The organism is Streptomyces sp. SID13666 (assembly GCF_010548325.1).
Lineage (GTDB): Bacteria > Actinomycetota > Actinomycetes > Streptomycetales > Streptomycetaceae > Actinacidiphila > Actinacidiphila fildesensis.
Genome location: NZ_JAAGLX010000033.1, coordinates 64753 through 85920, shown reverse-complemented (window position 1 = coordinate 85920; position 21168 = coordinate 64753). Strand labels below are relative to the sequence as shown.

The window sequence follows — 21168 nt, the reverse complement described above, 5'->3', positions numbered from 1 at the left end:
GGGGCGCCGGGTGGGCGCCGGGACGAAGCATGACGGTACGGACAGGATCCTTGGCAGGGGCCCGTCAAGAATTGGCGCGCCTTCGCCGGTCAGGAGGCCGGATACGTTCGGCCGGCGGCCGGTATCCGATCCCAGGCGCCCTGGACGGAGCCGGTGCTCCCCTCTACGGTTGCGTCCGTGGACCGGATGAGCGCCTTGGATGCGGGTTTCTACTTCATCGAGGACGAGAACGTGCCGATGCACGTGGGATCGGTCCTGGTGTTCGAGGGGCCGGTGCCGTCGTACGGCGATGTCATCAGACTTCTGGTGTCCAAGCTCCCCGACGTGCCCCGGTACCGGCAGCGGGTCAAGAGCCTGCCGATGCATCTGGGCCGTCCCGTCTGGGTCGACGACGAGCACTTCCAGATCCTCTACCACGTACGCCACACCGCGGTGCCCGCACCGGGCGGCGACGACCAGCTGCGCAACCTCGCCGGCCGGCTCTTCGCCCAGCGTCTGGACCTCACGAAGCCGCTGTGGGAGATCTGGCTCGTGGAAGGGCTGGAGGGCGGCCGTTGGGCGCTCATCTCCAAGGTCCACCACTGCATGATCGACGGAATAGCCGGCACCGACATGATGCAGCTGGTGCTGGACTGGCGTAAGGACAGCGAGCTGTCGGAACCCCGGCCCTGGACGCCGGAGCCGAGCCCGTCCACGCTCGACCTCGTCGCCGACGGCGTGCGCGACGCGGTCCTGACGCCGCTGGAACACCTGTCCGCCGTCCCCGCGCTCGCCCGGCGGCTGCGCAGCGGTTCCGAACTGCTCGGCATCGCCCGCGCCCTGGCCGGCAGCCTGCCGAACACGGCCCGCCGGCTCACCACCCGCGCGGCCGGCTCCCTCAACGGGTCCCTCGGTCCGCACCGCCGCTGGGTGTGGGCGAAGGCGGATCTGACGGAGACCAAGCAGATCCGCAAGGTGACCGGCGGAACGGTCAACGACGTCATCCTCGCCGCGATCACCCGCGGTTTCCGCGATCTGCTGGAGAGCCGCGGTGAGCTGTCCGAGGGCATGGTGGTCCGCACGATGGTGCCGGTCTCCGTACGCTCGCGGGACCAGCGCAACAAGCTGGACAACCGGGTGAGCGCCGTCCTGCTGAACCTGCCGGTGAGCGAGCCGGATCCGCAGGCGCGGCTGGCCGCGGTGCGCGAGCAGATGGACGACCTCAAGAGCAGCCGCCAGGCGGCGGGCGCCGACGCGATCACGGGTATGGCGAACTTCGCGGCGCCCACCCTGCTCGCGCTGGGCTCGCGCACCGCCATGCGCTTCCCGCAGCAGTTCCTGCAGACCGTCACCACCAACGTGCCGGGCCCGCGGGTGCCGCTGTACATGCTGGGCCGGCGGCTGGCCGAGATCTACCCGTACGTGCCGATCGCCAGCACCATGCGGATCAGCGTCGGGATCTTCTCCTACCTGGGCCAGATCACCTTCGGCATCAACGCCGACTTCGACGGCGTACCCGACATCCAGGTGCTCGCGGACGGCATCCGCGAGGGCTTCGACGAACTGCTCGCGCTGACCTGACACGCGCTCCGTCGCGGCCCCGGTGATCGATTGGCGGGGCCGTGCGGGCAGGCTTAGCCTCGAAGGAGTGACCGAATTCGTTCACTTCCGACCTGAGGCGCAGGCAATCGCGCAGGCACTCCCATGACGGACTCTCAGACGGCATCCCCGGAGTCTGCCGCATCCCCGGAGCGGGGCCACGGCAGCGGTATCGCACTCCTCGTCATCTGTTCGTGCCAGCTGATGGTGGTCCTCGACATCACCATCGTGAACATCGCCCTTCCGCACATCCAGACCTCGCTCGGTTTCTCGACCGAGAACCTGTCCTGGGTCATCAACGCCTACACGCTGACCTTCGGCGGACTGCTGCTGCTCGGCGGGCGGCTGGGCGACATCCTCGGCCGTCGCCGGGTCTTCATCTTCGGCGTGCTGCTCTTCGTGCTCGCCTCGCTGCTCGGCGGACTCTCCCAGGAATCCTGGCAGTTGCTCGCGGCCCGCTCGCTGCAGGGCGTCGGCGGCGCCGTCGCCTCTCCCACCGCCCTCGCGCTCATCACCACGACCTTCCGCGAAGGACCCGAGCGGAACAGGGCGTTCGGTGTGTTCGCCGCCGTCTCGGCGGGCGGCAGCGCGATCGGACTGCTCGCCGGCGGACTGCTCGTGGAGTGGCTCGACTGGCGCTGGGTCTTCTTCGTGAACGTGCCCATCGGCCTGCTGATCGTGCTCGCGACCCCCCGGTTCATCCGGGAGTCCGAGCGCCATGCCGGCCACTTCGACATCATGGGCGCGCTCACGTCCACGCTGGGCATGGTGCTGCTCGTCTACGGATTCATCCGGGCCTCCAAGGACGGCTGGAGCGACAGCGTCACCATCGGGGCCTTCGTGGCGGCCGTGGTGTTCCTGTACCTGTTCATCACCATCGAGCGCCGGTCGCGGCAGCCCATCACCCCACTGTGGATGTTCCGCGACCGCAATCGCGCCGGTGTGTACGGAATGATGCTGAGTCTGTCCGCCGCGATTTTCGGGATGTTCTTCTTCCTGACGCTCTTCGTGCAGAACATTCTGGGATTCAGTCCGCTGCGGGCCGGTCTCGCCTTCCTGCCGGTGAGCGCGATCATCGCGGTGGCCGCGGGGTTCACCTCGCAACTGCTGCCCAAGTGGGGACCCAAGCCCTTCATGGTGGTGGGGGCGGTGCTGGCCGCGGTGGGACTCGGCTGGCTGACGATGACCGATGTCGACAGTTCGTACCTGGGCAGCATCCTCGGCCCCATCCTGGTCTTCGGCACCGGCATGGGTCTGCAGTTCGTGTCCCTGACGCTGATGGCGGTATCGGGCGTCGAGGCGAAGGAGACGGGTGCGGCCTCCGGGATCCTCAACGCCACCCAGCAGGTGGGCGGGTCGCTCGGCCTGTCCGTGCTGGTCACCGTCTTCGGCACGGCCAGTCGCAACGAGGCCACCGACCAGGTCCCCCGGTTCCTGGCGCAGGCGACCCCGGCCCAGCAACTGGAGTTCCGCAGGACCGGACAGCTCCCGTCGCCCTGGGGCGACCAGGTGCTGACTTCGGGCATCTCGACCGCATTCGTCGCCGCCGCCGTCTTCGCTGTCGTCGGCGCACTGATCGCCCTGCTGGTCATCCAGGTACGTCCCTCCGACCTGGAGCGTCTCCAGGGTGGCGGCGCTGTTCCGCTCGTGCCCGCAGAGGTGGGCGAGACGGCTTCCGAGGCGTCGCCGCGAGTGCCGGACCCGCGCGATGTTCCCCCTCCGCCCGGCTGAGCGCCGGGCTCGTGCACTCCGACCACTCGCTTACCGGGGTCAACCGGGGTACACATAGGCCATGGCCCGGTTGACGGTCCGATCCTCGGGCGCCCTGCCGGCCGGCCGACGCAGGTGGATCAGGGGGATACGCAGCGTCGCCGGCCAGGTCTTCGCGCTGCAGGTGGTCGTGGTGTTGCTGCTCGTCCTGGCGGCGGTGCTGGCGCTCGTCCTGGAGTCGCAGCACGACAGCACGCAGGAGGCCCGCAACCGCTCGGTCGCCGTCGCGCAGACCTTCGCGAACTCGCCGGGAATCGTGGCGGCGCTGAAGGCCCCGCACCCGACCGCGATCCTCCAGCCGAAGGCCGAGGCCGCCCGGATGGCGTCCGGGGTGGACTTCATCGTCGTGCTCAACACCGACGGCATCCGCTACACGCACCCCAAGCCGGACCGCATCGGCAAGAAGTTCGTCGGCAACTACGAGTCGGCCCTGCAGGGCCAGGTGATCACCGAGAAGATCGTCGGAACCATCGGGCCGCTCGTCCAGGCCACGGTCCCCGTCTACGACACCAACGGCAAGGTCGTCGGCGTGGTCTCCGCCGGGATCACGATCACCAAGGTCAGCGGGGTCGTCGACCGACAGCTGCCGCTCATCCTCGGCGCCGCGACCGTCGCGCTCTCGCTGGCCACGGTCGGGGCGGCACTCACCAGCCGACGGCTGCTGCGCCAGACGCATGGTCTGGGGCCGACCGAGATGACCCGGATGTACGAGCACCACGACGCGGTGCTGCACGCGGTCCGGGAGGGCGTGGTCATCGTCGGTGGGGACGGCAGGCTGCTGCTCGCCAACGATGAGGCGCGCCGGCTCCTCGGACTGCCGGCGGACGCCGAGGGGCGCCCCGTGGCCGGCCTGGGACTCAGCAGCCGGGCAGTCGAGCTGCTGGCCTCGGAACAGGCCATGAGCGACGAAGTCCTGCCGGCCGGTGACCGGTTGCTGGTGGTGAACGTCCGGCCCACGGACCGTAACGGCGGGCCCCCCGGCATGGTCGCGACCCTGCGGGACTCCACGGAGCTGCACGCGCTGTCGGACAAGGCCGAGGCGGGCCGCAGACGCCTGCGACTGCTCTACGAGGCCAGCGTGGCCATCGGCACCACCCTGGACGTGGTGCAGACCGCCCAGGAACTCGCCCGGGTGGCCGTCCCCCGGTTCGCCGACTTCGTCTCCGTCGACCTCGCGGTGCCCGTGCTGCGCGGTGAGGAGCCCTCGGGGAGCTCCGGCACCCAGATGCAGCGGGTGGCCGTCAGCGCCATCAGGGACGATGCCCCGCTGTATCCGGTGGGCGAGCCGATCACCATCATCCCGTCCACTCCGCAGGCCTGGAGTCTCGACACCGGACAGGGTGTGTTCGACCCCGACCTCGCGTCGTCCACCGACTGGAAGGTGCAGGATCCCGAGCGCGCCGACGCGATGCTCGCGTACGGGGTCCACTCGGTCGTCAGGGTCCCGCTGCTGGCCCGTGGCGTGCTGCTGGGCATCGCCAAGTTCTGGCGCTCCGAGCGGCCGGAGCGCTTCGACGAGGACGATCTCTCCTTCGCCGAGGAACTGGTCACCCGCGCGGCGGTGTGCATCGACAACGCCCGCCGCTACACACGCGAGCACGCCATGGCCGTCACCCTCCAGCACAGCCTGCTGCCGCACGGCCTGCCCGAGCAGAACGCCGTCGAGGCCGCCTACCGCTATCTGCCCGCGCAGGCCGGCGTCGGCGGGGACTGGTTCGACGTCATCCCCCTGCCGGGCGCCCGGGTCGCGCTGGTGGTGGGTGATGTCGTCGGCCACGGCCTGCACGCCGCCGCCACCATGGGGCGGCTGCGCACCGCGGTCCACAACTTCTCCACGCTGGACCTGCCGCCGGACGAGGTCCTCGGGCATCTCGACGAGCTGGTCGGCCGGATCGACCAGGACCAGACGGCCGCCGGCTCCGGCGACGACGTCACGGGCGCGACCTGCCTGTACGCGATCTACGACCCGGTCTCGCGGCTGTGCACCATGGCCAGGGCGGGCCATCCGCCGCCCGCGCTGGTCCACCCGGACGGGACGGTGGAATTCCCCGACCTGCCCGCCGGCCCGCCGCTCGGCGTCGGCGGTCTGCCGTTCGCGACGGCGGAGATCAGGCTGCCCGAGGGCAGCCGGCTGGTGCTCTACACCGACGGGCTCGTCGAGGATCGTGAGCGGGACATCGACGACGGCCTCGAACGGCTGCGCAGTGCCCTCAAGGACACCGACCGGACCCCGGAGGAGACGTGTGAGGCGGTCCTGGAGGCCCTCCTCCCCGCCCACCCGAAGGACGACATCGCCCTCCTCGTCGCCCGCACCCACGTGCTGCCGGCCGACCGGATGGCGGAGTGGGAGGTACCGTCCGACCCCGCGGCCGTGTCCGAGGTCCGTGCCGCGGTCAGCCGGAAGCTGGCGAGCTGGGGACTGGACGAGACGGCCTTCGTGACCGAGCTGATCCTCAGCGAGCTCGTCACCAACGCCATCCGCTACGGGGCGGAGCCGATCAAGGTCCGGCTGCTGCTCGACCGCACCCTGATCTGCGAGGTGTCCGACACGAGCGACACCTCACCGCACCTGCGCTACGCCGCCACGATGGACGAAGGCGGCCGGGGACTCTTCCTCGTCGCGCAGTTCGCCGAGCGCTGGGGCACCCGCTACACCGCCGACGGCAAGGTCATCTGGAGCGAGCAGCCGCTCCAGGGCTAGCCGGCGAGCCGGACGTCGTCCAGCCAGTCCAGCATCCGCGCGGCGACGACGTCCGGTATCTCCAGCTGCGGCACATGGCCGACGCCGGGGAAGGTCTCGAAGCGCCAGCCGGGATTGCGCGCCGCCGCCGCGCGGGCCGACCGCACCGGCACAAGCCGGTCCCGCTCCCCGCTCATGAGGAAGACCGGCACCCGCAGCGACCGCATGGCGGACCAGTACGTGGTCCGCCGCGCGTTCACCAGCACCAGTGAGCGCGCGGCGGCCAGGAAGGCCGCGTCGAGCCCCGGCACCCCCGCCCGCCGTTCCGCCAGCTCGACCGAGGCGCTGACCAGCTCCTCGGGAACCGCCGACGGGTCGGCGCACACGAGACTGAGCAGCCGCCGTACCTGCTGCCGGGCCGTGCTCCCGGTCCGCGACCGCGCGAGCACCCGTTCCCCCACCCCCGGCACGGCGTAGAGCAGGAACGCCGACAGGACCAGCGGATCGGGCCGGGCCCCGAACGGCAGTGGAAGGGCGGGGTCCACCAGCACGAGTCCGGTGGCCGTCCCCGGACGGGCCGCCGCCTGCAGGATCGAGATCATCCCGCCCATCGAGTTGCCCACCAGCAGCGCCGGCTCCCCGACGACCTCCCGCAGGAAGCGGTCGAGCAGCGCGACGTTGTCCCGTACCGCCGTGCCCCGGCCCGCCGGCTCCGTCAGCCCGAATCCGGCCAGGTCCACGGCGGTCACCCGCAGCCGGGCGGTCAGCAGCGGCGCGAGCAGACACCAGTTGAGGTGGGACCCGCCGAGCCCGTGCACCAGGACCACCCGGGGTGCGCCGGGCGGCCCCCCGAAGTCGACCCAGTGGACGCGCCCGCCGAGGTCCGCGTAGCGGCTGGTTCCGCCCCAGTGGGCCACCGTCGTCATGGCAGTCAGTATTCGCCGCGGTGCTACCCGGCGGTAGGGGGAGGCGGCCGCGGGATGGGGGACGCACCCGGTGCGGCACCGCTGCGGCGGTTTCCGGGCCGCTCGACGCGGTCTCGAGCGGCCGTCGTTGATGCCCCCTCCACACTTACCAGGAGGTAACCCCTGATGTGTTCTGCGGTACTTGTGGACGTCCGGGGCTCGGTGTGAACATCGACCGCTACGGAGCCGCGGGACCGCCGTGAACGCCGGGCCCGCCGCGCCCGTAGAACACCGCACAGTGTTTTCCGCCCGGCAGCCGCTCCTGAATGGACTCGATATGAAGCCTTCCTTCCGTGCCCAGCTGATAGAGCGGAACCCGGGCGAGCCCGAGTTCCACCAGGCGACACAGGAGGTGCTGGAGACCCTCGCGCCGCTGCTCGCGGGGCGTCCCGAGTTCGCCGAGGCGAAGCTGGTCGAGCGCATCTGCGAACCGGAGCGCCAGCTGATGTTCCGGGTCCCGTGGCAGGACGACTCGGGCGAGATCCACGTCAACCGGGGATTCCGGGTGGAGTTCAACAGCGCGCTGGGTCCGTTCAAGGGCGGTCTGCGCTTCCACCCGTCGGTGAACCTGGGCATCGTGAAGTTCCTCGGGTTCGAGCAGATCTTCAAGAACGCCCTCACCGGACTGAACATCGGTGGCGGCAAGGGCGGCAGCGACTTCGACCCGCACGGCCGGTCGGACTCCGAAGTGATGCGCTTCTGTCAGTCGTTCATGACCGAACTCCACCGCCACCTCGGCGAGCACACGGACGTCCCGGCGGGCGACATCGGCGTCGGCGGCCGCGAGATCGGCTACCTCTTCGGCCAGTACAAGCGCATCACCAACCGCTGGGAAGCGGGCGTCCTCACCGGAAAGGGCCTGGAATGGGGCGGCTCCCAGGCGCGTACGCAGGCCACCGGCTACGGCAACGTCCTGTTCACCGCCGAGATGCTGAAGAAGCGCGGCGAGGACTTCGACGGCCAGCAGGTCACGGTCTCCGGATCGGGCAATGTCGCGATCTACACCATCGAGAAGGCCCAGTCCCTCGGCGCCAACGTCCTGACCTGCTCCGACTCCGGCGGCTATGTCGTCGACGAGAAGGGCATCGACCTCGAACTGCTGCAGCAGATCAAGGAGGTCGAGCGCGGCCGGGTCAGTGACTACGCGGAGCGGCGCGGCGCCTCGGCCCGGTACGTGGCAGGCGGCCGGGTGTGGGACGTGCCCGCCGACGTCGCCCTGCCGTCGGCGACCCAGAACGAGCTCGACGCGGACGCCGCCGCCGTTCTCGTCCGCAACGGTGTGAAGGCCGTTTCCGAGGGCGCCAACATGCCCACCACCCCGGACGCGGTCAAGCTGCTGCAAACCGCCGGGGTCTCCTTCGGGCCCGGCAAGGCGGCCAACGCGGGCGGTGTCGCCACCAGCGCACTGGAGATGCGGCAGAACTCCAGCCGTGAGTCGTGGTCCTTCGAGCGCACGGCGGAGGAGCTCGCGACCATCATGCGCGGCATCCACGACACCTGCTACGACACCGCCGAGCGCTTCGGTGCCCCGGGCGACTACGTCACCGGCGCCAACATCGCCGGCTTCGAGCGCGTGGCCTCCGCGATGCTCTCCCAGGGCGTCGTCTGACCGGTCTCCCGCGGGCGGTGCCCAGCGGGTTGTGAGCGGTTTCCGGGTGTGAGGGTGCCCGGAAACCGCTCTGTCAGCATCGGCCGCATGGTCCATCAGACGCCCGGCCTCGTCCCGCGCCGGTACGTGGATCTCCAGTACCAGGCCACCGCCATCATGCCCGCCACGCTAATCGCACAGATGTACGAATGCGTATAGGCTGGTCCCATGGCCGTACATCTGCAGAACTCGCTCTTCGACCAGGAGGACGAGATCGCACCGCGCCCGCTCGACGGGCTGCGCCGTACCGACATCGGGCTCGGCGCCTGGATCGACGTGCTGCCGCAGTGGCTCGTCGGGGCGGACGCGCTCTTCGGGGCGCTGGCGCGGGACGTCGAGTGGCGTGCCGAGCAGCGCGTCATGTACGAGCGCACGGTGGACGTGCCGCGGCTGCTGTCGTTCTTCGGCGACCGCGACGCCCTGCCGCACCCGGCGCTCGACACGGCCCGCTCGGCGCTGAGCGGGCACTACGCCGCCGAGCTCGGTGAGCCGTTCACCACGGCCGGGCTCTGCTTCTACCGCGACGGACGCGATGGTGTCGCCTGGCACGGCGACACCATCGGCCGCGGCGGCACCGAGGACACCATGGTCGCGATCGTCTCCCTGGGGGCGCCGCGGAACCTGGTGCTGCGGCCGCGCTCCGGCGGCCCGGCCGCCGTGCGCATGCCGCTCGGACACGGTGACCTCATCGTCATGGGCGGCAGCTGCCAGCGCTCCTGGGAGCACGCGATTCCCAAGACGGCGCGGCCGGTGGGACCCCGGATCAGTGTGCAGTTCCGGCCGCGCGGGGTGCGCTGAACCGGTAGCGGACGGGATCGGGGCGGGTCCGGGCGGGGGCCTGGCCGCTTCGCCCCGGGAGACGGAACGGGAAAGCGGGTACGCATGGGCCACGCGCAGCCTTCACCGCCCCAGCCCTGGAGTTCCCCGCCCATGCTGCTTCACGAACTGGCCGTCACCTCCCAGGCCGTCGGCGCCGAGCCGGCCCGCAACGCGAAGATCGCCCTGCTGGCCGGATACCTCCGGAGCCTGGGGTCCGACGAGCTGCCCGCGGCCGTGGCCCTGCTGTCCGGTGAGTCCCGGCGGATGCGGATCGGGGTCGGCCCCGCCGGCCTGCGCGAACTGCCGCCACCCGCCGGCGAACCGGAGCTCGGCGTGCGGGAGACCCAGGACGTACTGGCCGCGCTCGCCGCCGTGCACGGATCCGGCGCGCAGGGCGAACGGCGCCGGCTGCTGGAGGAGCTGTTCGCCAGGGCCACCGCGCAGGAGCAGACGTTCCTGAGCGCGGTGCTGGTCGGCGAACTGCGGCAGGGCGCACTGGACGCGGTGGTGGCGGACGCCGTCGCCAAGGCGGCCGGTGTGCCGGCGGCGGACGTCCGCCGGGCGCTGATGTTCCGCGGCTCCGCCCGCGCCGTCGCGGCGGCCGCCATGTCGGGCGGGAAGGAGGCGCTGCGCGCGTTCGGGCTGGAGGTCGGGCGCCCGGTACGGCCGATGCTCGCCGTGGCGGCCCCGGACGTCGCCGCCGCCCTGGAGCGGATGAGCCCCGCCGCGCTGGAGTGGAAACTCGACGGGATCCGGGTCCAGGTGCACCGGGACGGGGACGACGTCTCCGTGTTCACCCGGAGCCTGGACGACATCACCTCCCGCGTACCGGAAGTGGTGGAAGCCGTACGCTCACTGCCCGTGCGGACGGCCGTGCTCGACGGCGAGGCCATCACCCTCGGCCCGGACGGCCGGCCCCGCCCGTTCCAGGTGACCGCCGCCCGCACCGCCTCGCGGCAGGACCCGGAACAGCTGCGGGCCGAGGTGCCGCTGAGCGTCTTCTTCTTCGACCTGCTGCACCGCGACGGCGCCGATCTGCTCGACCTGCCCGCGGAACGCCGCTGGGCGGAACTCGACGACGTGGTGCCGGCGGAACTGCGCGTGCCGCGCACCGTCACCGCGGACGCCGACGCCGCCGCGCGCTTCTTCCAGGAGGCACTCGCCCGCGGCCACGAAGGCGTGGTGGCCAAGGACCCGGCCGCGCCGTACGCGGCGGGCCGCCGCGGCGCCGGGTGGATCAAGGTGAAGCCGCGGCACACCCTGGACCTGGTGGTGACGGCCGCCGAATGGGGTCATGGCAGGCGCCAGGGGTGGCTGAGCAATCTGCATCTCGCGGCACGCGGCGAGGAATCCGACCCCGCCCCCTGGGTGATGCTCGGCAAGACCTTCAAGGGGCTCACCGACGAGCTGCTGACCTGGCAGACCACCGAACTGCTGGAGCGGGAGGAGACCCGCGACCGGTATGTCGTCCACGTCCGCCCGGAGTTGGTCGTCGAGGTCGCCTTCGACGGCCTCCAGCGCAGCCCCCGCTACCCGGCGGGCCTCGCCCTGCGCTTCGCGCGCGTGCTGCGCTACCGCGACGACAAGACCGCGGCCGAGGCGGACACGGTGTCCACCGTGCGGGCGCTGGCCGCCGAGGAAGGACTGTAGGTCCCACCTCGTCCTCCGGGTGCGGTGACCACCGCACCCGGACGACGGAGCGTGCTTACCAGCCCACCGCGACCAGCAGGTACTGCGGATTCGCGTGGGAGACGAACGAGGACTGGCCGGCGTAGTCGTCGTACGGGAACCCGTACGCCAGCTTGCTGATGCCGTAGTCGTGCCAGAACTTCGCGTAGTAGTTCGCCGGGCCCGCCTGGTAGTACAGGCTGGGGTCCGACCACTGAGACTGCGGCAGCGTGGCGACATGCCGGTTGAGCGCCGAGCACATCCCCGGGCTCTCGGACAGGGTGCCCGCGCAGCCGAAGACATCGGACGTGGGAGCGTTGACACCGACCGAGTTCGCGTAGGCGGTGTAGTAGTTGGCGTTCACCCCGCCGGCCCGGAACGTCGGGTCGCTGCCCGGCGCGATGATCCGGTACGGGGCCTGGGACTGCGCCAGCACCTTGAACTGCGCCGGCACCTCGTTGATGAACTTCTGGAAGGTGACCGACCGGTCCTCGGCGAAGGTGGCCTGGTCCTCACCCACGGACACGTCGTAACCGTCGCGGGTGTGCAGCCGCATCGCGAGCTTCAGGCCGAACGCGTCGACCCGTGTGGTGTTGCCGTTGAAGACGTTCGCTCCGACGGTGAACTCGATGAAGTCGAAGTACTGGCCGTTCGGCGTGCCGACGTAGAAGTACATCCGCCCGGCGGAGTTGACGGGCATGTCGAAGTACGGCTGGTCGGCGATCGAGTGGACCTGCCCGTTGTAGCTCCAGTAGACCTGGCTGTCCGGGTACTTGCCGTTGGTCCGGTTGAGGATCTTGAGCATGACGACGTTCTGCGCGGGCGGGATGGTGCTGGTGTCGCCCCAGAACGAACCGGGGTCCGTCGGGGGAGTGGTGGGCGGGGTGCCCGGTGAACCGGAGCGCACCTGGAACTCCCACAGCGAGTAGCCGTAGGCGGTGGATCGGGCGGTGCCGTTCATGCGGACGTAGCGGCCGGTGCCGTTGACGTCGAGGGTCTGGGTGCCACCGGTTCCGGTGGTGGTGGAGTAGACCGTGGTCCAGTTGCCGGTTCCGGTGTCGGAGACCTGGATCTGGAAGCCCTTCGCGTACGCCGCCTCCCACTGCAGGACGACCTGGCAGATCTGCTGCGACGCGCCGAGGTCGACCTGGACCCACTGCGGGTCGCTGAAAGCGCTGGACCAGCGGGTGCCGGTGTTGCCGTCGAACGCGGCGCTCGCCGGACTCGCGGCGTTCTCCGTGGACGACGCGGTGGCCGGACGGTTCAGCGCCGCGTTGGCGGAGCCGCAGCCGCCGGGGGTGAGGACGCCGTAGACCTGGAACTCCCACAGGGAGTAGCCGTAGGCGGTGGCGCGCGTGGTGCCGTTCATGCGGACGTAGCGGCCGGTGCCGTTGACGTCGAGGGTCTGGGTGCCGCCGGTTCCGGTGGTGGTGGAGTAGACGGTGGTCCAGTTGCCGGTTCCGGTGTCGGAGACCTGGATCTGGAAGCCGCTCGCGTACGCCGCCTCCCAGGTCAGCCCGATCTGGCTGACCGAGGCGGTGGCCCCGAGGTCGACCTGGATCCACTGCGGGTCGCTGAAGGCGCTGGACCAGCGGGTGCCGGTGTTGCCGTCGACGGCGGCGCCGGCGAGGGTTCCGGCGTTCTCGGCGGAGGACGCGGTGGCCGGCTTCCCCTGCGAGAGCAGCGCGCCCGCCGCGTGGGCCGGCGGCTGCGTCACGACGAAGAGCAGGCCCGCAAGTAACGCGGTGAGCAGGGCGATGAGGACATACGGTCGGCGCTTGTCGCGGCTCAACCGATGGCGCACCAGCAAGGAACGATCGCCTGACATGGCATCTCCTGAACGGGTGGGGGTCCGTGATGGAGCCGGAAACGTCGAGAGAGCGCTCTCCCGGTGGGGTGATGTTTACAACCGCGTTTCCTCGGCGTCAAGAAGTAGCTCCATAATCGCCCCAACCCACCTGCTGACAACGAGGGTTGAACACGCGCCGAGCGCGGGGAACCCGACAGGCCGGGTTCCCCGCGCTCGGCACGGATCGCTGTGCGGGGCCGGCTCAGGTGTGCGGCCGCCGGCCCTTCTCCTGCTTCGGGAACGTCTGGTCGGCGCCGGGGAGAACCGGCTTGGGGAGGGTGGCCACTTCCTTCTTGGCCTCCTCCAGCTGCTTCGCTGTGTCGTGCGGCAGCCGCGGCGGCCGCGCGGTGGCGTGGGAGAAGCGGAACGCCGAGGTCAGATCGCCGAAGGTGCGCCGCCGCCACTGTGTGACGTTCGGTGCCTCGACGCCGGTGAACCGCTCCAGGAACTGCAGTGCCGAGGTGTGGTCGAAGGCCTCGCTCGCCACCCAGCCGCCCACGGTCCAGGGCGAGACGATGATCGCCGGGACCCGGAAGCCACCGCCGATCGGCAGCCCCTGGACGAACTCGTCGACCGTGCCCGCCTTCGGCGTGGGCGGGGCCACATGGTCGAACAGGCCGTCGTTCTCGTCGTAGTTGAGGATGAACGCGGTCTTCGCCCACACCTTCGGATTGGACGCGATGGCCTCGATCTTCTGCGCCACGAAGTCGGCGCCGGCCGCCGGCAGGTAGTCCGGGTGCTCGGACTGGAAGCTCGTCGGCATGATCCAGGAGACCGTCGGCAGCCGGTCGTTGCGCGCGTCGTCCTCGAAGGTGCCCTCGGGCTGCGGGCGCATGCCGCGCTCGTAGAGGTCCTCGCCCGGCTTGGAGTCCCGGAACGTCTTGAACTGCTCCAGCATGTTGCAGCCGTAGTCGTCGTCCTGCTGGTACACCTTCCAGCTGATGCCGGCGGCCTGCAGGCGCTCCGCGTAGGTCGGCCACCGGTACGGCGTGGGCGCCTTGTTGGTGAGCACCGGGCCGCCCATCGTGCCGCCGGGGTCGATGGTGCCGGTCATCCAGTACAGGCGGTTCGGCCACGTCGGGCCGAAGACCGAGCAGAAGTAGTTGTCGCAGATGGTGAAGGTCTCCGCGAGGGCGAACTGGAAGGGGATGTCCTTCCGCGTGTAGTAGCCCATCACGTACGGGCCGTTGACCCCGTCGGCCTTGCGGTGTGCGGGCAGCCACTGGTCCATCCTGCCGCCGTTCCAGGCGGCGTGCTGCACGGCCCAGGCGTGGCTGGTGGACGGGATGGCCTGGGCGCTGGACTTGTGGGTGTCCAGATGGAACGGCAGCAGATAGCCGTCCGGATTGACCGTGTCGGGCTGGTAGAAGACCGAGCGCCCGTTGTCCAGCTTCAGCGCGTGCGGATCGTTGAAGCCGCGGACGCCGGAGAGGGTGCCGAAGTAGTGGTCGAAGGAGCGGTTCTCCTGCATCAGCATGACGACATGCTCGATGTCGTTCAGCGAACCGTGCCGCGGTGGTCCCGCCGCGACGGCCTTCTGCACGCTGGGCGGCAGCAGGGAGAGCGCCGCCGCGCCTCCCATCGCCCCCGCCGCCGATCCGAGGAGTCTGCGTCGCGTCAACTCGGCCATGAACATCCCTTCTCGACCTGTCGGTGCGAGCCCTGGTCGTGGACCCATCAACACCTTTGCGGGGACCGGGAGGGAGGCGAAGGGGGCAATCGGTGAACACGTGACCAACGAGCAGCGAGCACCGGGCCACGGCACGGCAGGCCGCCGCGGGAGGGCGGGAGCTCCACCGGACGTCATGTCTCCATGAGGCACCTGACGCAGAGTCATGGTGCCGGGACACGCCCATGGCCGGGCCGGCGGGGGATGATGACCGGGTGGAGATCCGTATCGAGGCCTCAGACCTGCCCGGCCGTGCCTTCGTCCTCGGCCCGGACTTCCCCGCCGCGGGCAACGTTCACATCGGCGTGCAGCGCAAGGACCGGCCGGGCGAGTGGACGGGCCTCCACCCGGGTGACGCCGCGTCGGCGAGCTGGACCCTGGAGGCCGTCGCCGTCGCGACCGCCACCGGGACGGAACTCGAAGGCCCTTACATCCAGAACCGGCTGGGCGGGCAGTTCGTCTTCCTGTCCTGGGTCACGGTGGACGCGGCGGGTGTGACCGACATGCTGCGCCGGGCGAAGCTGATGTTCGCCGACGTCCCGTCGGAGACGTTCGACGAGGCGGTGCGCGGCGGCCGGCTGACCGCGCGGCTGCGGCTGACGACCGCCGAGGGCCGGCCGCTGTGCGGGCGGGTGCGGCCGCCCCTGGTGACCTGGTCGGCAACCACCCCGCAGACGCTACGGCCCAGGTGAGTTGTCAGACCCGGATGCCACACTTTTCCCATGACTGAGACTGTGAAGGGCCCCGCCGCCTATTTCCCCTCGATCGAGCAGAAGTACGGCCGCCCGATCGCCGAATGGAAGGACCTCATCCGGTCCTCGCCGCTGACCAGGCACATGGAACTGGTCGGGTGGCTCAAGGCCGAGCACGGCATGGGCCATGGCCATGCGAACGCCCTGGTCGCGCACACCCTCGCCGAGGACAACGGTAAATAGCCCGCCGGCGCGGACTCCGCGCGGCGGGCTGTCGCCCGGATCAGACGGTGGCGAGGGAGATCTCGGTCGACTTGATGAGCGCGACCACGGAGGTGCCGGCGGTCAGGCCGAGGTCGGTGACGGCGTCCTTGGTGATGGCCGCGGTCAGTTCGCCGCCCGGGACGGTGACCTTGACGCTGGCCATCGCGCCGCCGGTGGCGACCTCGGAGATGGTGCCGGCGAGCTGGTTGCGGATGCTCAGGCCTTCGACCGGGCCGGTGGCCAGGGCGACCTCCGTCGACTTCACCAGGGTGCGGACGGTCGTACCCTCGGCGATCCCGAGCTCCTTGACGGCTTCCAGCGTGATGGCCGCGGTGATGTCCTGGCCGCCGTCCAGCCGGACCTTGACGGTCGCCATGACCTCGCCGGCGGTGACGTCGGTGACGGTGCCGGGAATCTGGTTGCGGATGCTCAGACTCATGAAGGTGCGCCTCGCAAAGTGAGTGGAATGTCGGGCTTGGCCCGTCGTGTCCCTTCACCGTAGCGACACTCCGCGCACCCGTTCCGGTACGCGTCGCAAACGCCATGCCAGTGGCGGGAACGGCCTGGCACATCCCCCACAACTGCCGGATTCCGCCGGTTCACCACGCCGCGGCCGGGCGACCGCTCAGCCCTCCAGCGCCTTCCGGCCGACCAGGCCGACCGCGCGCCCGTCGAGCAGGACGACGGCGGCCTCGTGGCGGCGTTGAGGAGTGTCGAGGCAGGCGAGCGCGCTGGAGAGCGGCTGGCCGAGGCCGACGACGGGCAGCGCCGGGGCGAGGTGGTCGCGCAGCGGCTCCTCAGGACCCGCACCCGAGTCGAGTGCCCGCTGGAGTCCGGCGGCCTCGGCCGAGCCGGTGATCTCGGAGGCGGCGATGCCGAACGGCCGCTCGGCGCGGGCGAGCACCACGGGCGCGACATCGGTCCGCGCGGCGCGCAGCACGGCCAGTGCCTCGCCCAGCGAGGCGGTGGAGGCGACCGTGACGAGGTTTTCGCCGTGGCCCGGGGCGTCGCCCAGGACCGTGCGCACCGTCGGTTCGGTGTCGTCGCGGTGCCGGGGCTCCTCCAGGAAGCCGCGCTGCCGCAGCCAGTCGTCGCTGAGCGCCGAGGACAGATAGGAGCGGCCCGAGTCGGGCAGCAGGACGACGACCAGGTCGTCGGGGCCCAGCCGCCGTGCCACCCGCAGCGCCGCGGCCACCGCCGTCCCCGAGGAGGGGCCCACCAGTAGTCCTTCCTCACGGGCCATCCGCCGCGCCGTCAGCAACGACTCCCGGTCCGGCACCCGTTCGAACACGTCGACCACGCTCCGGTGGTACGACTCGGGCCACACGTCCTCCGAGGTCTCCGGATGGACGAAGTGGCCGATGCTCTCCACGAAGTAGGAGCTGCCGTCGCCGCCGGCGTACACCGACGCCTCCGGGTCCGCGCCGACGACGGTGACCCGTCCGTCGGATGCCTTCTTCAGGAAGGCGCCGGTGCCGCTGATGGTGCCGCCGGTGCCGACGCCCGCCACGAAGTGCGTGACCCGCCCGCCGGTCTGCTCCCAGATCTCCGGCCCGGTGGTCACCACATGGGCGTCCGGGTTGGCCGGGTTGTCGTACTGGTTCGCCAGCCAGGCGCCGGGGATCTCCTCCGCGAGCCGGCGGACCACATGGAAGAGGTGGTCCGGATGGTCCTTGGAGAGCGCGGTCGGGGCGAGTACGACCTCGGCGCCGTAGGCCCGCAGGATGTCGCTCTTCTCCGGGGCGGCCCGCTCGGACACCCCGATCACGACCCGGTAGCCGCGCTGCCGTCCGACGATGGCCAGCCCGATACCGGTGTTCCCCGACGTCGCCTCGATGATGGTGCCGCCCGGCCGGAGCTCACCCGTACGCTCGGCCTCCCGCACCATCGACAGCGCGGCACGGTCCTTGACGCTGCCGCCGATGCTGAGGAACTCCGCCTTCGCGTAGACCGGAGCCACGATTCCCTCGCCCAGCCGCGCCAGCCGGAACAGTGGCGTCCCGCCGATCGCGTCCGTGACCGATTCGTAGACGGTCATCTCTGGAACCTCGTCCCTCTTCCGGTGGTTTCGACGCGACGGCACCACCGGGTGTGAAGGACCAGCGGCAACACCGCGGGGCCGGTGTCCGGTTCATGGACCCGCAGGGGGACGATACCGTGACCGCCCCCGGCCCTGCCCCGGGTGTGTGCCGCCGGGTGGTCAGCCCTGGCGGGAGGATTCCAGATGGGCGAAGACGACGACGTTGTCCGTGTAGTCCTTCTTCGAGTGGTCGTACGCGCCGCCGCAGGTGATGATGCGCAGCTGGGCGTTGGGGGTGTCGGCGTAGACGCGCTGGTCGGGGAAGTTGTTCTTGGAGAAGGTCTCGACGGAGTCGACCTTGAACTTCGCGATGACGCCGTCGGCGCGGGTGATCTCGGCGGTGGCGCCCGGCTTGACCATGCTGAGCAGGAAGAACACCGCGGGGCCGGTCTTGGTGTCGACATGGCCGGCGACGATGGAGTTGCCGCGTTCGCCGGGGGTGGGGCCTTCCGCGTACCAGCCGGCGAGGTTGTTGTTGTCCGACGGCGGGGGATCCAGCTTGCCCGACGTGCCGATGTGCAGCGGGGTGAAGGGTGCGCTCACGCCGATGTCGGGAATCGTCAGCAGGGTCGGGCGCGAGGCGGGCAGTCCGGGGGCGGCGCTGACCGGCGGCGGGGCCGCCGCGTGCGCCGTGGCCTGCGCCACGACGGCGGCGGCCGGGGGCGGCGCGGCCTCGGAGGCGTCGACGGAGTTGTAGATCAGGAACGCGCCGAGCAGAGCCGCGCCGGTGGCCCAGCCCAGGACTCGGGACGAGCCGTCACCGCCCGGTGCGTTCTCCGCCGCTCGGGCGCTGTGCTGTGCGGACTGCTGGGCCATTCGGTGATGCCTTTCATCAGCTCTGCGGTTCGTGGTTCTGCTGCCCGCGAGCGGGGCGGCGGGCCGGGCCCGGAACCGGCGCTGCCACCGTCATCGTGGGACGACGGTGGCAACGACGGAACGCGTGGTGCGGAACGTGCGTCGGATCAGGCCGCGAGGCCGGCGCCGGCCGAGGTGTTGCGGCGGCGCAGGACGAAGGCGCCGGCGCCGAGGCCACCGAGCAGCAGAACGGAACCGGCGGCCAGGCCACCGCCCGAGAGGGCCATGCCGCCACCGCCGGTGTGCATGCCACCGTGCGGCTTCTTGGCCTCCTGGCCCTTCCACCCTTCCTCGGACTTGGCGCCCTTCTTGGACTCCTCGCCCTTCCAGCCGTTCTCGGACTTGGCGCCCTGCTCGGACGGGGACCAGCTGTCGCTGGAGCTGGAGCTGGAGGAGCCGCTCGGGTCGTATGCGTTGTGGGCACCCGTGGCGGCGTGGGCGGCGGGAGCGGCGATGGCGAGGACAGCGGAGAGGGTTGCTCCGGCCAGCAGGGTGCGAGCAGTGCGCATGGGAAGGTTCCTTCCGCCGCGACGTGCGCTGGCTGACAGGGCATCAGCCATAGGAAGCGCAGTAGCGACGTCATCACCGTCAGTCATATACCGAGGTTGTGCCACCGGAGAGAGCACAATGGGTGACGGAGTGCTCTCTTCGGGTGGTGCCGGCCGTGGGGGAGTGGGGCGGCACCGGGCTGACGGTGCCTCACCCCGACGGGGCATCAGCACCCCCGGCCCGCGGGCCGGACCACGGGGAAATGCGGCGTCACCCGGCGTGACGCGGCGGAGCGGGCCGCGCGGCGTCCGCGCGGCCCGCTCCCGGTGGCAGCCGTCACCCGTTGCCGGGAACGCCGCCCAGTACCTTCTCCAGCACGTCCGTCAGCGTCCGCTCCGCGTTCGCGTCCGCGGTCCGCGACCGCCAGGCGATGAATCCGTCGGGGCGGATCAGGACCGCCCCGTCGTTCTCCGCCCCGTGCAACTGCGCCCAGTCGGCGCCCTCTTCGGGGACGAGGTCGTGATTCTCGTCCGGGCCCACCCGGAAGCAGGCCAGCGGGATGCCGGTGCGCCCGGCGACGCTCAGACCGGCCTGGTGCCAGGCGCCGCCGTCGGGACCGCTGAGCAGCACCGGGGTCCGCTCGTACAGGTCGAGGGTGGAGAGCCGGCGGCCCTCCTGGCTGAGCCACATGTGCGGGGCCCGGCCGCCCGGCTGGGCCAGTGGACGGAACTCCTCCGGGACGGCCGGCTGGTCCTGCGGGGCGCCCACCACCGCGCCGTCGAGGTAGCGGTAGCCCAGCACCACCGCGAGCATCCCGGGCTTCCGGCCGGCGCCGGGGCTGACGTCGTAACCCGGGTGCCGGTGTTCCGCGGAACGGGTCGAGGCGCGGGCGCCGGTGGCCAGCGCCACCGGCCGCCGCTCGGCGTCGTACGTCTCCAGCAGCCCGGGGCCCGCCCAGCCGCGCAGCACCGCGGCGAGCTTCCAGGCGAGGTTGTGCGCGTCCTGGATGCCGGTGTTGGAGCCGAACGCACCGGTCGGGGACATCTCGTGCGCCGAGTCGCCGGCCAGGAAGATCCGGCCGGTGCCGTAGCGCTCGGCCACCCGCTCGGCGGCATGCCACGGCGCCTTCCCGGTGACCTCCACCTCGAGGTCGGGCACCCCGACCGCGGTGCGGATCAGTGCCTCGCACCGCTGGTCGGTGAAGTCCTCCAGGGTCTCGCCGTCGTCCGGGCGCCAGGGTGCGTGGAACACCCAGTTCTCGTCGTTGTCGACGGGCAGCAGCGCGCCGGGGCTCTCGGGGTTCGTCAGGTAGCAGACGATGAAGCGCCGGTCGCCGACCGCGTCGGCCAGCCGCTTGGCCTTGAACGTGATGCTCACGTTGTGGAACAGGTCGCCGGCCCCGGTCATCCCGATGCCGAGCCGCTCGCGCACCGGGCTGCGCGGCCCGTCCGCGGCGACGAGGTAGTCCGCCCGGATCGTCCGGTCCTCACCCGTCTCACGGGACCGGACCACCGCCGTCACTCCTTCGGCGTCCTGCTCGGCGGAGATCAGCTCGGTGCCGAAGCGGATGTCGCCGCCGAGCTCGCGGGCGCTGCGCAGCAGCACCGGCTCCAGGTCGTTCTGGCTGCACAGGCACCAGCCCGACGGGCTGAACTTGGCCAGCGCCCCGCCGGGGTCGATCTGCTTGAACAGCCACTCCTGCTCCGAGCCGGTCAGTGTGTCGGCCTGCAGGATGCCGTGGTTCTCCGCCAGGACGGAGGCGGCCTCGCGGATCAGCGGTTCCACCCCCGCGGTCCGGAACAGTTCCATCGTGCGGACGTTGTTGCCCCGGCCGCGAGGGTGGTGCGAGGTCTGGGCGTGCCGTTCCACGAGCAGGTGCTCGATGCCGAGCCGGCCCAGGAACAGCGAGGCGGACAGCCCCACCAGGGAGCCACCAACGATCAGGACGGGCACGCGATCGTCGATCTTCGACGTCATGAGGTCTCCAGAGAGGGTTGTGCGGGAGCGGGTCCGCCACGGATTCGTGACGGCCGTTCGGCTGCGTTCCTCCTTTCCCTGTCGCAAGCCTGTTGACCGGGAAGTCACTCGCCCGCCTCACGTACCGTGCGCGATTCATGCCGTTATGTGAGCATCGGCCGTAGC

Annotated in this window: 15 protein-coding genes and 2 pseudogenes; 8 read left to right on the top strand and 9 right to left on the bottom strand. The window is 71.0% G+C overall.

Annotation, left to right across the window (positions count from 1 at the left end; all coding sequences use genetic code 11):
• The first annotated feature begins 186 nt into the window (after positions 1-186).
• The 3 genes from G3I60_RS31735 to G3I60_RS31725 all read left to right on the top strand — a co-directional run bounded on the left by G3I60_RS31735 (position 187) and on the right by G3I60_RS31725 (position 6049).
• Positions 187-1560, top strand: coding sequence for a wax ester/triacylglycerol synthase family O-acyltransferase (locus G3I60_RS31735; protein ID WP_198358292.1), 1374 nt, complete (start codon positions 187-189; stop codon positions 1558-1560).
• A gap of 123 nt (positions 1561-1683) precedes the next feature.
• Positions 1684-3309: an MFS transporter gene (locus tag G3I60_RS31730; protein WP_138356882.1), complete on the top strand. Its 1626-nt coding sequence runs from the start codon at positions 1684-1686 to the stop codon at positions 3307-3309.
• 61 nt (positions 3310-3370) lie between these two features.
• On the top strand, positions 3371-6049 hold the full coding sequence (locus G3I60_RS31725; protein ID WP_164296389.1) for a SpoIIE family protein phosphatase/ATP-binding protein: 2679 nt from the start codon (positions 3371-3373) through the stop codon (positions 6047-6049).
• On the opposite strand, the gene G3I60_RS31720 is transcribed toward G3I60_RS31725, so the two are convergent.
• The gene (locus G3I60_RS31720; protein WP_164296387.1) at positions 6046-6954 is read right to left on the bottom strand and encodes an alpha/beta fold hydrolase; all 909 of its coding nucleotides are present in this window, start codon (positions 6952-6954) and stop codon (positions 6046-6048) included. The two genes, G3I60_RS31725 and G3I60_RS31720, sit on opposite strands and share 4 nt — an antisense overlap.
• Before the next feature lie 316 nt (positions 6955-7270).
• On the opposite strand from G3I60_RS31720, the gene gdhA reads away from it, so the two are divergent.
• The 3 genes from gdhA to G3I60_RS31705 all read left to right on the top strand — a co-directional run bounded on the left by gdhA (position 7271) and on the right by G3I60_RS31705 (position 11110).
• Complete coding sequence (gene gdhA / locus G3I60_RS31715; protein WP_164296385.1) at positions 7271-8602, top strand: NADP-specific glutamate dehydrogenase; 1332 nt, start codon at positions 7271-7273, stop codon at positions 8600-8602.
• Between the two features lie 207 nt (positions 8603-8809).
• Entirely contained in the window at positions 8810-9439 is a 630-nt protein-coding gene (locus G3I60_RS31710) for an alpha-ketoglutarate-dependent dioxygenase AlkB (RefSeq protein ID WP_164296383.1), read from the top strand.
• A 132-nt stretch (positions 9440-9571) separates the two neighbouring features.
• Entirely contained in the window at positions 9572-11110 is a 1539-nt protein-coding gene (locus G3I60_RS31705) for an ATP-dependent DNA ligase (protein ID WP_164296381.1), read from the top strand.
• Between the two features lie 55 nt (positions 11111-11165).
• Here G3I60_RS31705 and G3I60_RS46925 read toward each other — a convergent pair.
• The 3 genes and pseudogenes from G3I60_RS46925 to G3I60_RS31695 form a co-directional block, all read right to left on the bottom strand.
• Positions 11166-11759 (bottom strand): annotated as a pseudogene (locus tag G3I60_RS46925) (beta-1,3-glucanase family protein); the annotation flags it as partial.
• A gap of 246 nt (positions 11760-12005) precedes the next feature.
• Positions 12006-12956 (bottom strand): annotated as a pseudogene (locus tag G3I60_RS46920) (discoidin domain-containing protein); the annotation flags it as partial.
• Positions 12957-13179: 223 nt separating this feature from the next.
• A complete protein-coding gene (locus G3I60_RS31695; protein ID WP_164296378.1) occupies positions 13180-14607 on the bottom strand; it encodes an alkaline phosphatase family protein in 1428 nt (475 codons plus the stop codon).
• A gap of 254 nt (positions 14608-14861) precedes the next feature.
• Here G3I60_RS31695 and G3I60_RS31690 point away from each other — a divergent pair, with 254 nt between their 5' ends.
• A complete protein-coding gene (locus G3I60_RS31690; RefSeq protein ID WP_244809015.1) occupies positions 14862-15338 on the top strand; it encodes a DUF5990 family protein in 477 nt (158 codons plus the stop codon).
• Between the two features lie 30 nt (positions 15339-15368).
• Complete coding sequence (locus G3I60_RS31685; protein ID WP_138356891.1) at positions 15369-15581, top strand: DUF4287 domain-containing protein; 213 nt, start codon at positions 15369-15371, stop codon at positions 15579-15581.
• 40 nt (positions 15582-15621) lie between these two features.
• Here the strand turns inward: G3I60_RS31685 and G3I60_RS31680 are convergent, their stop codons facing one another.
• From G3I60_RS31680 to G3I60_RS31660, 5 genes are all read right to left on the bottom strand, one after another.
• Positions 15622-16041: a molybdopterin-binding protein gene (locus G3I60_RS31680; protein WP_164296376.1), complete on the bottom strand. Its 420-nt coding sequence runs from the start codon at positions 16039-16041 to the stop codon at positions 15622-15624.
• Between the two features lie 186 nt (positions 16042-16227).
• Positions 16228-17640 carry a pyridoxal-phosphate dependent enzyme gene (locus G3I60_RS31675; protein ID WP_164296374.1) on the bottom strand — a complete coding sequence of 471 codons (1413 nt, stop codon included), beginning with the start codon at positions 17638-17640 and terminating at the stop codon, positions 16228-16230.
• Positions 17641-17802: 162 nt separating this feature from the next.
• A complete protein-coding gene (locus tag G3I60_RS31670) occupies positions 17803-18498 on the bottom strand; it encodes a class F sortase (RefSeq protein ID WP_164296372.1) in 696 nt (231 codons plus the stop codon).
• Positions 18499-18644: 146 nt separating this feature from the next.
• Entirely contained in the window at positions 18645-19046 is a 402-nt protein-coding gene (locus G3I60_RS31665) for a hypothetical protein (RefSeq protein WP_138356895.1), read from the bottom strand.
• A gap of 316 nt (positions 19047-19362) precedes the next feature.
• Positions 19363-21003: an FAD-dependent monooxygenase gene (locus tag G3I60_RS31660; protein ID WP_138356896.1), complete on the bottom strand. Its 1641-nt coding sequence runs from the start codon at positions 21001-21003 to the stop codon at positions 19363-19365.
• Between the last annotated feature and the right edge of the window lie 165 nt (positions 21004-21168).

Excerpts from the sequence above, each read along its gene's own strand:
- G3I60_RS31735 (WP_198358292.1), top strand. The coding sequence starts at position 187 with ATGAGCGCCTTGGATGCGGGTTTCTACTTCATCGAGGACGAGAACGTG.
- G3I60_RS31730 (WP_138356882.1), top strand. The coding sequence starts at position 1,684 with ATGACGGACTCTCAGACGGCATCCCCGGAGTCTGCCGCATCCCCGGAG.
- G3I60_RS31725 (WP_164296389.1), top strand. The coding sequence starts at position 3,371 with ATGGCCCGGTTGACGGTCCGATCCTCGGGCGCCCTGCCGGCCGGCCGA.
- G3I60_RS31720 (WP_164296387.1), bottom strand. The coding sequence starts at position 6,954 with ATGACGACGGTGGCCCACTGGGGCGGAACCAGCCGCTACGCGGACCTC.
- gdhA (WP_164296385.1), top strand. The coding sequence starts at position 7,271 with ATGAAGCCTTCCTTCCGTGCCCAGCTGATAGAGCGGAACCCGGGCGAG.
- G3I60_RS31710 (WP_164296383.1), top strand. The coding sequence starts at position 8,810 with ATGGCCGTACATCTGCAGAACTCGCTCTTCGACCAGGAGGACGAGATC.
- G3I60_RS31705 (WP_164296381.1), top strand. The coding sequence starts at position 9,572 with ATGCTGCTTCACGAACTGGCCGTCACCTCCCAGGCCGTCGGCGCCGAG.
- G3I60_RS31695 (WP_164296378.1), bottom strand. The coding sequence starts at position 14,607 with ATGGCCGAGTTGACGCGACGCAGACTCCTCGGATCGGCGGCGGGGGCG.
- G3I60_RS31685 (WP_138356891.1), top strand. The coding sequence starts at position 15,369 with ATGACTGAGACTGTGAAGGGCCCCGCCGCCTATTTCCCCTCGATCGAG.
- G3I60_RS31680 (WP_164296376.1), bottom strand. The coding sequence starts at position 16,041 with ATGAGTCTGAGCATCCGCAACCAGATTCCCGGCACCGTCACCGACGTC.
- G3I60_RS31675 (WP_164296374.1), bottom strand. The coding sequence starts at position 17,640 with ATGACCGTCTACGAATCGGTCACGGACGCGATCGGCGGGACGCCACTG.
- G3I60_RS31670 (WP_164296372.1), bottom strand. The coding sequence starts at position 18,498 with ATGGCCCAGCAGTCCGCACAGCACAGCGCCCGAGCGGCGGAGAACGCA.
- G3I60_RS31665 (WP_138356895.1), bottom strand. The coding sequence starts at position 19,046 with ATGCGCACTGCTCGCACCCTGCTGGCCGGAGCAACCCTCTCCGCTGTC.
- G3I60_RS31660 (WP_138356896.1), bottom strand. The coding sequence starts at position 21,003 with ATGACGTCGAAGATCGACGATCGCGTGCCCGTCCTGATCGTTGGTGGC.